This is a genomic window from Alteromonas sp. AWJ4_199 (genome assembly GCF_056159165.1).
Genome location: NZ_JBSWUR010000002.1, coordinates 275,487 through 287,890 on the forward strand (window position 1 = coordinate 275,487; position 12,404 = coordinate 287,890).

The window sequence follows — 12,404 nt, forward strand, 5'->3', positions numbered from 1 at the left end:
GACAAAACCCGATTTGACTCAAGCATAAGCATGCCTAAGTTTGAGTGAATTTGTTTGAATACTTAGGAAATTCGACTTTTAAGATAAAACCAATTTTGGATTCGAAGCTTACTCTACCGCCGAGTGCTTCGACACGCTCAGCGATTCCGTACAACCCGAAACCACTAATCGGGAATGTATTGTTAGTGTGGCTGCATCCTTTACCATCGTCTTGAACTTTGAGAAAAACATCAGAATCCGTAACACGCAGTTTAACAGTCATTTTACTTGCATTAGCGTGTTTTATTGTATTCGTGATGGCCTCTTGAAGTATCCTGAATATGGCAACCGTCTGGCTTTCATCAAGCCTATCCACCTCGCCAGAGACAGTTGCGCTATAGTTTATCCCAGCCACACTAAGCTTTTGCTTAAAATAGTCTCCAGTAATAGCATGCTCCAACCCTTGGTCATTTAATACGCGAGGGTGTAGCCAGTGCAACAAGTCATAAATGCTGCTATAAATGGTCTCTGAACTTTTCTGCAAAGTCTTGAATATACGGGTATCGATGTTGTTGAGCTTATTTTTAGACGCTTGCAATGAGACTTGAAATGCGGTTATATTTTGACCTAGTTCATCGTGCAGCGCAGTAGCGAGCATTTTTCTTTCTTTTTCTTGAACATTTTGCACTTCCTTTAAAAGCTCTAAATGACGCTCGTTGAGTTTCACTAATGACCTGTTTGAAGCTGTCAATTCCTCATTCTTAATGTTGATAGATTGTCTATACTGACGATTTTCCTCAACAAGGCAACCAACAAAAATTGCGACAAGAGCGTAGCTGATAATGTATGGTTGAAAACTCAATAAAATATCGTCTGGAGCTTGATAGGCTTTAATCAACATCATAGCTATAAGACTGCTGGTGCAGAGCATCGTGCCAAGCCATCCAAAGCGATAGGCAAACCATACGACAGGTATAAAAGCGACCATTTTAAGTATATACAATGAAGCTGGTTGATATACATATAATAGGACGGTCACAAAAGCCAAAAAAGCAATTGCTAAGAAAACTTTGACCCTCTCCATCTTTTGATATCGACGCCAATGCTCGCTGAAGTGTAAAAAGGTAAATCCAATGATAAGCACCACAAATATTGCGACAAAACCGCTAGTTATGTGAATAGAAAATAGTTCAAATTTATGTTCTGCCGGAGTATCTCCATACAAAGTGCTACTATGGTTAATGTAAAAGTAATATACGAACCGAGAGAGACGCATTAGTAAGCCAGCGAAAAGGAGCGCCACAGCCGACTTTAGAGAGTCAAGTCTAATAGGTATTTTCTTGATTTTTATATAAAACAAGCCAGTAATTGGGATTGTCCAGATGAACAAAGTATCTCTGAAATTGAACGCCTCCCATAGGGTACTTCCATCTGTAACACTAACATGAAAAAATAAACCGACCTGCATTGAAATGATTATAAACAACCAGTGTCTGAGGGGCGTTAGTGCTAATGCTAATAATTGAAACCCAATAGGAAAATACCAAGCGGCTGTCCCTTCGAATAAGGTGTAGTCAAATACCCAATCCATTGAGAAATAAGCTATCGCAAAGCTTATTATGCATAGCATTAAAATTTTTGAGAGATTTTTTGCGATAGGGATTAATTTATGCATCTTACTATTACTTGGCTCTTATAAATTAATAGCATCAATAAGGCCCAATTTAAGTGCTAGCCGCGTTGTAGAGAAATCGTCATATATTTCGAGCTTCTCAAATAATTTGGCTTTGTGGGCATGCACCGTCTTGGGTGCTATACCAAAGCCCGCAGCGATTTTTTTAATTGGTATTCCTTTAGCCAAGTTGATAAATATTTCTTTTTCGCGTTGAGTTAAAGCCTCATACTTTTTGTATGCTTCTTTAGAATAAGAGGAGTTTCCCTCAAGTGCTTCATCGAAGAATACTTCCCCACGCATCACAGAATTAATTGCCTCAAGTAGTAATCCAGCTGCTTGCCGTTTTGGTATATAACCGTCTACACCGTTACTCTTGGCACGGTCAACATAATAAATGGATTCATACATACTCAGTAAAATTATCTTGGCATCTGGCTGTGATTTTCTAACCTTTTTCGCAAGTGCAATTCCGTCAATACCGGGTAGTGCGATATCGGATATTAATAAATCAAAACGTAAATTCTCAAGCGATGAGAGCAGTTTCTCTGCGCTGCCTGTTGAATATACCACCTCAAATCCTGTTCCGCTCAAAATTAGATGTTCAAAGCCTTCGCGAACCAATTCATGGTCTTCAACGAGCGCTATTTTTATTACGGTCATGAAGCTTCCTTTTTGTGGATTACAATTATTTACGCTGAGTTAAAAGTTTATGAACTACGGTTTAATGCAAGTGTTCCACATTAGCAAAGTATTTTCCTGGTCCTTTACCACATATTTCGCTGCAGCAGTGATGTATGGCTATTGAATTTGCTACTCTTTTTCATATTCAGTGTGCAACACCATTTCTTAAAGTTAATACAGCTACTAAGTAAAACCAGATAAGAGCTGCTCTTATCTTTTAATGCCAAAATTAACTATAGTTAGTCGCCGTTGATAAAAAGTAATTTGAGGTAATGTCAGCTAAGTTTAATTCGGTCGTTTCGTTCGTCGAATGTGAAAGGACCAAGGAAATGTTATTAACTGAAACTTAAGGTTAAATAACCATAGTTTTCAACAGAACTTTTTTCTATTGGGAGGTAAATTGTAACAATCTTTGACTTATCCTACATGTGCTATTGCGCGATGCGGTGTGTTGGCAGTTACACAATTTATTTATTCATCCGTGTTCGGTATTTCGTCATATAAGACCATTTAATTGTTGGTTTTAGACTACACTAAAATAGTGCTGTTAATTTTTTCGAACGCTGAGTACTTAAGAAGTGGTTACGGGAGTACGATGAGCTTGCAGAGATATGAAGGACCCTTGTTGTTTGGACAACACGGTGCTGCCGAAAGGCGGTTCCTCGAGCTTATCAGTGCGCTTCCAAAAGTGTCTGTGCAAGGGTATGACAAGCATCGAAAGGTGATTTACTGGAATAAATCAAGCGAAATTATCTATGGCTACAGCGAAGCCGAGGCGCTGGGTAAAAAGCTTGAAGATCTCATTATCCCAAACTTTATGCGCGATGAGGTTATCAAGCTTCACAAGCGCTGGGTTGAGTTTGACGAGCCTATTCCCTCGGATGAATTGGTGTTGAGGAAAAAGGGCGGGAAGCCCATCCACGTATTCTCTTCTCACGTAATGTTGAAGCAAGGTACTGATTCGCCTGAGATGTACTGCGTTGATATTGATTTAACGGAACAGCACGAGATACGCCAAGAACTGGAACGAATGGCGTGCACTGATTTACTTACGAATTTACCCAACAGACGCGCGTTAGAACAGTGTTTAACCTCTGTTATTGAAGATGCAAAGTCTTCTAACACAGGTTTTGCGTTGTTCTTTATCGACTTAGATATGTTTAAAGAGGTTAACGATACCCTAGGGCATACTTGGGGTGATGAACTTCTAAAATCAGTTGCCAAGCGCTTGTCAGGCTGCATTGACAACGCTAATGGCGTACTAGCCCGGTTTGGCGGAGACGAGTTCGTTTACTTGGCTATCGATGTAAGCAGCGAAAATAGGTGTGAGGAAATCGCGAAAACCCTGTCCGCGTGTTTTCGTGAGAGCTTTGCGCTAAGTACTGAAAATGTTCATATTACCTCTAGCATTGGCATTAGCTTGTATCCCCGTGATGGCGATACGATTGACGACCTTCTAAAACATGCCGACGCAGCTATGTACCAGGCGAAGGCCGAAGGCCGTAACAGATACCATTTTTTCACCAATGCTTTAAGTCAGCGGCTTCGAGAGCAAAGAAACATTACCGCGAATTTAAGGGAATCGCTGCGCAATGATGAATTTGAGCTAGTATTTCAGCCTCAAGTTGATGTTAAGACCGGTAAGTTTTCTTCATGTGAAGCATTGCTTAGGTGGTGCCCAGTAGATAAAACCAAAGCTGCGCCCCCTGATGTCTTTATTTCTATTGCAGAGCGTAGTGACTTGATAGGCGATATAGGAAAATGCGTGCTTAGAAAAGCATGCCAACAGGCGCGGGCGTGGAAGCAAAAGGGGATTGAAATTCGTATCGATATAAACGTATCGGGCAAAGAACTAGAAAAAAGCTCGTATTTCGAGTGCCTAGCTGCTTGTCGCGACGAATACAATTTGTTGCCTAAAGATATTGGTTTAGAGCTTACTGAAAACGTACTAATTAAATCCGACAGCACTATATTAGCAAACCTTAAAAGGCAACGAGACTTAGGCGTAGAAATTTCCCTAGACGACTTTGGCACAGGCTATTCGTCGTTGAGTTATTTGAAAGAATTTCCAGTAACGCATCTAAAAATCGACCGTTCTTTTCTAAAGGGTGCACCGGAAAATGAGTACGATAGTGCATTAATGGAAGCCATTGTAAACGTTGGCCAAAAGCTTGATTTAAAGATTGTTGTAGAAGGTGTTGAAACAGAAAGTCAGTCAAATTACTGTAAATCGTTAAACGTAGAGTTTGTGCAAGGTTTTTTGTATTCAAAACCGATAAGTGCAAATGTGCTGGAAATGCTTTACAAAGCGCAACATTGAAAGGTTTGAAGCGACGCGTAATATTCCTTTCAACTTGGTATTTAGCGAGTTAGTTCGTGTTCCGCTAAATACCTCTTCCAAAAATTTTAAAACAGCCTTAGCGTTAATAAACGTTCCACATCGCTGGCTTCGCAAAATAATACCCTTGCTGATGAGCAACGCCTAACTTGTTCAGGGCCACTGATTCTGCTTCAGTCTCAACCATTTCCGCTATCACTTTTATATTCAAGCCTTTCGCTATACTGACAAGACTTGAAACAAACAGCTGGTTGTCTTTATTTGTGTGAATGCCCTGAGTCAATCGACCAGAGAGTTTGACAAACTGAGGTTGTATTGCTCGAAGGCCGGATAGAGAAGCAAAGTTATCACCAAAGCGCTCAATGGTGATACGACTACCATGGCTAATCAACTGTCGACAGAGTGACTCTGCGGATTCTCTGTGCTGAATTAACGCAGCATCTTCTACTTCAAAAAGCAACCTATTGCTTAACGCTTTGCGTTTCGAAACTTCTGAAACTAACCACTCTCTGAATTCTGCGTTGGCAATTGAGGTCATGCTTATGTTTATGGCCACGTGCTGAGAAGTAGCGCCCAACTTTTTCAATACAATACTTATAACAAGCTTATCTATTTGCGGGATTAAATCCAGTCGCTCAGAAGCGGGGATAAGCTGCGCCATCGGAATGACTTCACTCGTGTTTTTGTCTTTGAACCTTCCTGATGCTTCATAATAAGCAGAGACATTTTGACTTAAGTCCATTACAGGCTGAATCATAATGTCGGCATACTGCTTAGACAAAATATAGTTGAGTTGTTCACGCCATTTAGCGTTGCTGTGAACTTTTGATATTTCGGAAGCTAATTGCCAGCCGCGCTGAGTTTTAGATGCAGCAACAAGCGCGCTGTCCACGCTCTCCATTACCTGCTGCATAGACATACTTCCTGTGAATCGTGCAATACCCATGTACGCTGCTTTTGTGCCATCCTTCATCGGAGAGGCGCTAGCACATTGCTTAAGAATATTTGTAAGGATAACTTCTCGGGAGTCGTTCTCCATTGCCTCACTTACAAGCGCAAAGTCGCCGCCAGACAACCTAAAGACAAAGCGAATGTTATGGTTATTCTTGGTTTCTTCAACAAGTATGTGCGCTATGGCTTTTACATAGTTGTCGCCATTTACCATTCCTAATTTGGTATTTATGCTGCCAAGTTGGGCTAGCCTTACAATGATGAGTTCTTTTTCTTGAGAGTTTGCGTTTTCATTTAATAAGGCGCGCATATGGCGCTCAAAAGCACCTCTATTCGCCAGCATAGTAAGAGGGTCCTTACTTGCTTCTTTTTTGTAGAGCTCAGATTGGCGCTTGAGCTCTTCAAATCGCGAGGCCAAAGTATTCGCAAGAGAATTGGCTGCTTCTACAAGGGGCCTAAAATCTTCACTAGTCAAGCTAACTTCAGGTGACGTAAAGTTAAGGCTGCTAATTTCGTTAAGTTTTTTAGTTGTATCTTCGACAGGTTGTTTTACTTTTCTATTAATAAAAACAACGAACAATGAGATAAGAAACGAAAGCGCTAAAAATAAAGCGCCATTTTTTATCAATGTAATAAAAAATTCAGTGGCAATTTCTTGCTTACTCGAAGTTAATGAAAGTTTGTTGCCACTATCTCCCAACGATATCCGCTTATGAAAATTATCTTCTGTATCTATCAGTGAATACCAAACTGGGAGTGCAGTATTCGATACTGTTTCTTTTTTCGCTATTTCATCACCGTTTGCATTCGTTATCGATGCTGCAGATATGTATGGCTGGGCTACAGCGCTCTCTAAAAGGGTGTTAAAAACTAATGTTTCTGCTTGAGTTGATTCGTAAGAAAAGTTATCAACGGCCTTGTTGTAACTTACAGCGCTTCTTTCGGCCAAGAGCGAGACTGCTTCAGCCGTGCGAGTTTGTAGTTCTCGTAACTCGACAACAGATAAGGCAGTAAATGCTAAAAGTAAAAGGGTTACAATACCCAGATTAGTCCGACTAGATAGCTTCATTATTAACAGTTAACTCCTTTAACCGATAAATTACATTTACGCATTGATGGTTTGATCCGAGCTTGATTGCGGTAAGTGTCGCCCATGCGCATTGTAGCCTAGAAAGTGTGTGAGTGCTATTTATACAATCTATCCATAAATGTATAGCAAAACATGAAGTTAAGCGAGCAGAAATGAACACTTTTTAAACGTTAAGTATCATCTTCATCTAGCCACCATACCTTATTGGGTACTTCACCTGACTGCTTTATTGGCACGATTTCGCCAAAAATAGGAATGCTTACAGGGACTTCTTTTGCGCCAGCAAGCTTCGTTATTTTGATAAGAGGCTCATTCCAGTTATGCAGCGCCAAATCAAAGGTACTGTTGTGTACAGGCATCATGACACTGGCTTGAATATCGATATGCGCTTGCAAGCTTTCTTCAGGCAGCATGTGAATGTCAGACCACAATTCGTTGTATGCGCCGGTTTCAATCATCGATAAATCAAACGGACCGTACTTGTCACCTATTGCTTTGAAGCCTTCAAAATAGCCCGAGTCACCGCTGTAAAAGATGTTAGTGTTCGACGATTTTATAACCCAACTTGCCCAAAGGGTTTCGTCTTTATCAAATAAACCTCGCCCAGAGAAATGCTGGGAGGGGGTCGCTATGATTTCAATATCTCTAACCCCTGTGTTTTGCCACCAATCCAACTCAACAATTTTGTTTGCATCTACGCCCCAGTCACGTAAATGATTGCCTACTCGTAACGGTGTAATAAACACGTCGACTTTGTTTTTTAGTACTTCAATGCTGCCCTTATCTAAATGGTCATAATGGTCGTGACTTATGATAACGGCATCTAATTTAGGCAGGTCTTCCAGTGAAATTGGTGCTTGGTGGAAACGTTTGGGTCCCGCCCATTGAACGGGAGACGCGCGCTCACTGAAAACCGGATCGATCAATATATAGCGCTCAGAAAGTTTCAGTAGGGTAGTAGAGTGGCCTAGCTTTATCACGCTATCTTCTGCAACTGCGTCAAGCATTTGAGGTGTAAGTGTCGACACGGGTATATCAAACGTTGGTGTTGCGGCATCTCTGTTGTCGCGAAAGTACGCCTTGGTGACTTTCCACATGTCTCGCCACGTCGTTTTATATTCAATATGGGTATTAGTGAATTTTTCAGGTTGTGACGCGCTCGCAGCAAGGCTGTTTGAAGAACCACAGAAAGATGTCATAAATAAAACTCCAACAAGAAAGCGTGTGCGATTAAAAACGGGCATGCTCTCACCTTAAATTAAAAGTATACTGCACAGTGTAGTTTACTAATAATAGACTAATTTGGTTAAAAGTAAACTGGTGGGTGTAGGTTTGTTAAGAAGGATAGATTGCAGGTAAGCGATATTGTGCAGCCAGCATGAATAGATACTCCTCATGCTGGCTGTTAACAATATTAGGTCTTCACCGTTTTTGTGCTACCTACACGAACTAGCACACAACTAATCGAATTTGTTGTACGTACTTTTTTATTCAGACTTAATACCGTGGAACGTACAGTGCAGCACAGGCAGTATAAGTAGTGTAAGCACGGTGGCGACGGTCAGACCAAATACAATAACAACTGCCATTGACGCAAAGAACGCGTCAGAAAACAGCGGGATCATACCCAATATGGTAGTGATGGCTGCCATTGAAACGGGACGTACACGTGATACTGATGCTTTAACAACCGCTTCAAACGCGCCACTATTACCTTTTGCCTGTACGTTTATTTCTTCCATCAATACGATCCCGTTTTTAAGCACCATACCGATAAGGCTTAAGCTGCCCAGCAGCGCCATAAAAGTAAAAGGTGCACCAACCAGTACCAAGCCACCAATAATGCCGATGGTAGTAAGTGGTATTATGCCCCATATCGCTAAAGCTTGGCGAAGCTTGCCAAATAGCAATACGGTGATAATGAACATACCCAATATACCAATAGGCATGCTGGCGAAGAGGGCGCTTTGCGCGTCGGTTGAGGTTTCGTATTCGCCGCCCCATTCAATACGATAGCCATCAGGCAATTTAAGCTCTTCTACAAGAGGGCGAACTTTCGCTTGCACGCTCGCTGCCGTTTCTCCGGATAAAGGCATGGGCTCAGCATAAACCGCCAGCATACGTACCCGGTTGCGGCGTTTGATGATAGGGTTATCAAGCGATACATCCACATTGCTGATAACGTCAGCCATACTTATGTATTTACCTTGCTCTTGGCTCCATACGTTGAGTGAGGCAAGATTATCAATGTCATAGCGCTGGTTTGGATCGTTACGCATGACAATAGGTATTAAATCGCTACCTTCGCGGTAAAGGCCAACAGTTTCCCCTTCGTTGTTAAGCAGAAACGCGGTGTGAACGGCATCTCGAGTTACGCCGATACGTCTGGCTTGTTCCTCCAGAAACACAGGTTCAACAAATGGCACTTTGTTGCTCCACGACAAACGCACGCTGTCCATGGTTTCCTCTGCTTGAAATATGGCTTCTATGTCGCTGCTGATCTCACGCAAAACTTCAGGCTCTGGTCCGTAAATTCTCGCTTCTATCGCCGCTTTTGCAGAGGGGCCTACTTGCAGTGCTTTTACCTTGTATTGCACATTGGGGAAGTCTTGCCGCACCAGCTCGATAATTTCTCGCATTCGAGCATCACGAGACTCAACCGTATTAGTTTCAACAATAAGCTGGCCATAACTGGCGTATCGGTCTTCTGGCGCATAGGTTAGGGTAAGGCGCTGTGCACCACCGCCTATAACGCTGGTCACGTTGGCGATATCTTCCATGCTTAACACGTTGCTTTCTAAGCGCCGTATAGTTTGCTCTGTCGTTAAGATGTCGCTTCCTTCGGGCAGCCACAAATCTACAAAGAAAAGCGGTGTGGATGAATCTGGGAAAAACGCATTTTTCACGAATTTACCCGATGCCATGCTGCCAACCAGCGCAACAAGTACCAGTACTATCGTAATGTACCTGTGATTGATAGCTGCAGTTAGCACACGTTTGTAAGCCGTAAAAATAATGCCTTTGTATGGATCGTCGTCTTCCTCACGATTGCCGCGTTCTTTTTCAGTTTTAAATAACAAGTCGAAAAAGAAGGGCGTAATGGTTAGCGCGGTGATCCAACTTAAGAAAAGCGAGAAGCACAGTACCCAGAAGAGAGATCCAACGAATTCCCCAGTGGCATCTGGCGAAAGGCCAATTGGCGCAAAGGCGGTAATAGCAATTACTGTAGCGCCAAGAAGGGGGAGACCGTTTTGAGACACCACGTCTTTTGCTGCCTGAAGCTTAGTTTGCCCTTTTCTAACACCAATCAACATGCCTTCAGTAACTACGATGGCGTTGTCGACTAGCATACCAAGGGCAATAATGAGCGCACCTAGAGAAATTTTTTGCAGCTCAATACCTTTTACCGACATTAAGATAAAGGTGCCAAGAATGGTGAGCACAAGAATAAGCCCCATTAGCACGCCACTTCGCCAGCCCATAAACAGCAGAAGTACGAAAATAACAATGGCAACGGCTTCAGCTAGGTTAATCAAGAAGCCGGTAACAGAATCGTCGACCACGGTAGGTTGGTTGTAAACGGTGTTGAGGCTCATGCCAAGGGGCATACGCTGCTCTAGCTCGGCAATTTTTGTATTAAGTCGCTTACCTACATCAACCACATTTACCGCCGATGCGAAAGACACGCCAATAGACAGAGCAGGGGTACCAGAACTGTGATAAAGAATAGAAGGCGTATCGTTAAGCTTGCGCTCAATAGTCGCGATATCTGTTAAGCGAATAAGGCCGCTAGCCGGTGAGCCAATGACTACTTGGCCTAACGCCTCTAGGTTATCAAATTCGCCAGTGGGCTGAATGGATAGGCGCTTGCCCTGAACCTTAATCGACCCTGCGTTGCCCACCACGTTTTGCGCGGTTAAAAGGCCAGCAATGGATTCTGCAGACACATTAAGGGTTTTCATTTTATCGTGATCTAAAGACACAATAATTTGTTCGCTTACTGTGCCGGCGATAGATACTTTCTTAACACCCTCAACAAGCTGTATTTCGCGCTGCATTAAATCAGCGAAGTCTTCCATTTGCTTAAGGGAATAGTCTTCACTTTTAAGGGTAAGCAGCAGCCCAAATACATCGCCGAAATCGTCATTTACAATAGAGGTGCTGGTACCGGGGGGCAGCGATGCCTGTGCGTCACCCACTTTACGCCGTAGGTTATCCCAGTATTGTTCTAGGTCTTTAGCCTGAACACTACTTTTAAGCTCCACCGTAATTTGTGATAACCCCAACATGTTAACTGAGCTTACGCGTTTTACGTTGGGTATACGCTGAATTGCTTTTTCAAGCTGGAGCGTAACTTCTTCTTCAACTTGTTCAGGTGTTGCGCCTGGGTATTGGGTTATAACTAGTGCATTTCTAATGGTGAATTCGGGAAATTCTAGCTGACCTAAGCCAAGAAAGGTAACGATGCCGCCCACACCTAAAATGATGGCAACCATCCAGCTTATTACTTTTTGACGAAAAAAATACTCGACCATAATTTACAGGCCTCCTTCTTTCGTCCACTCAGTAACTGCTTGGCCTTCTTTTACAAGATGTGCACCTGCAGCAACAATTCTATCATCGTCGTTTAGCGGGCCTTCTACTAGCAGGCCGTTAGAAATACCGCGTGATATCACGACTTCTACTGCTTCGACTGTGCCTTTTTTAGCATTGTCGTTGTCAGGTTTGAAGCGCCACACAATGGCTTTTTCTGGCTTGGCATTATCAGTGACTACCGCACCAAAAGGCACTAGCCAAAGCTTTGCATCAGACTCAATTAACTTCGACATATCAAGTAGTACGGTAGCGCTCATGCCTGAAAGCACATTGATATCGTCGGGTTCAGGTAGGGTGATCGTAACTTCGTAGCTAAGCTCACCCTGGCGCGTGGTGCTTTCGTGGTCTTTGTACATGGCAGCGTAACGTTTTTCTGGCATGCCAGAAAAAGTAACCCATGCCATTTCCGAGGAACGGTTTTCGCGTGCTCTAGAGCGGTCAATCATGCGCATTTTTTGCTCTGGCAACTGAAACGTTACGTCGATAGCGCCCGGCATATGAAGCTCGGCGATGGTTTGCTGCGGTACAATGACTTGGTAATTTTCAACAGGTACAGACGCAATAAGTCCTGCAAAAGGTGCACGAAGCTCGGTATAACTTAGCTGATCTTGCGCATTGGTCAGATTGGCCTTAGCGGATAAATAATTAGCTTTCGCCTCATCAAACGTAGAGCGGCTTACCGCGCCTTTTTCAACCGATGCTTCCATACGTTCAAACATGGCAGAGGACACATCAAACTGAGACTGAGCTGTGGCGAGCTGTGCTTTTGCGTCTCTGTCATCAAGTCGTGCGATAAGCTGGTTCTCGGACACTTCCTCGCCCGCTTTTACTTTGAGTTCTTGCAGTTTGCCGCCAATGCGAAACGAAAGGTTTGAATATTCAGCCGCCTCTACTTGCCCTGGGAATTTAGCAATGGTCTCGTCTGAATGCTGCACGTTATAAAGCGTTACCGGTGTTGATGATACAGCTTTAGGTGGAGTAGGGGCGTCTTCACAGGCGCTTAATCCAGCGAGTGAAGCAATAGCAACCACAGTGCGCAGGGCTAAGCTGTGAAAGAGGTTTTTTTCAGACAACATGGTAACTCTCCATTTAAA

General features: G+C 43.0%; 7 protein-coding genes. 1 reads left to right on the top strand and 6 read right to left on the bottom strand.

Annotation, left to right across the window (positions count from 1 at the left end; genetic code table 11):
- Positions 1 to 34: 34 nt before the first annotated feature.
- Positions 35 to 1,654 (bottom strand): ATP-binding protein, encoded by a 1,620-nt coding sequence (locus ACXAER_RS16185; protein ID WP_474831033.1) that lies wholly within the window; start codon positions 1,652 to 1,654, stop codon positions 35 to 37.
- Between the two features lie 18 nt (positions 1,655 to 1,672).
- Positions 1,673 to 2,314, bottom strand: a complete 642-nt coding sequence (locus tag ACXAER_RS16190; protein ID WP_474831035.1) for a response regulator — start codon at positions 2,312 to 2,314, stop codon at positions 1,673 to 1,675.
- A gap of 616 nt (positions 2,315 to 2,930) precedes the next feature.
- On the opposite strand from ACXAER_RS16190, the gene ACXAER_RS16195 reads away from it, so the two are divergent.
- On the top strand, positions 2,931 to 4,655 hold the full coding sequence (locus ACXAER_RS16195) for a sensor domain-containing protein (RefSeq protein ID WP_474831037.1): 1,725 nt from the start codon (positions 2,931 to 2,933) through the stop codon (positions 4,653 to 4,655).
- A gap of 103 nt (positions 4,656 to 4,758) precedes the next feature.
- Here the strand turns inward: ACXAER_RS16195 and ACXAER_RS16200 are convergent, their stop codons facing one another.
- From ACXAER_RS16200 to ACXAER_RS16215, 4 genes are all read right to left on the bottom strand, one after another.
- Positions 4,759 to 6,693 (bottom strand): EAL domain-containing protein, encoded by a 1,935-nt coding sequence (locus ACXAER_RS16200; protein WP_474831039.1) that lies wholly within the window; start codon positions 6,691 to 6,693, stop codon positions 4,759 to 4,761.
- 191 nt (positions 6,694 to 6,884) lie between these two features.
- Positions 6,885 to 7,958, bottom strand: a complete 1,074-nt coding sequence (locus ACXAER_RS16205; RefSeq protein ID WP_474831042.1) for an MBL fold metallo-hydrolase — start codon at positions 7,956 to 7,958, stop codon at positions 6,885 to 6,887.
- 243 nt (positions 7,959 to 8,201) lie between these two features.
- On the bottom strand, positions 8,202 to 11,249 hold the full coding sequence (locus ACXAER_RS16210; RefSeq protein WP_474831044.1) for an efflux RND transporter permease subunit: 3,048 nt from the start codon (positions 11,247 to 11,249) through the stop codon (positions 8,202 to 8,204).
- Positions 11,250 to 11,252: 3 nt separating this feature from the next.
- Positions 11,253 to 12,386 carry an efflux RND transporter periplasmic adaptor subunit gene (locus tag ACXAER_RS16215; protein ID WP_474831046.1) on the bottom strand — a complete coding sequence of 378 codons (1,134 nt, stop codon included), beginning with the start codon at positions 12,384 to 12,386 and terminating at the stop codon, positions 11,253 to 11,255.
- Positions 12,387 to 12,404: the final 18 nt, after the last annotated feature.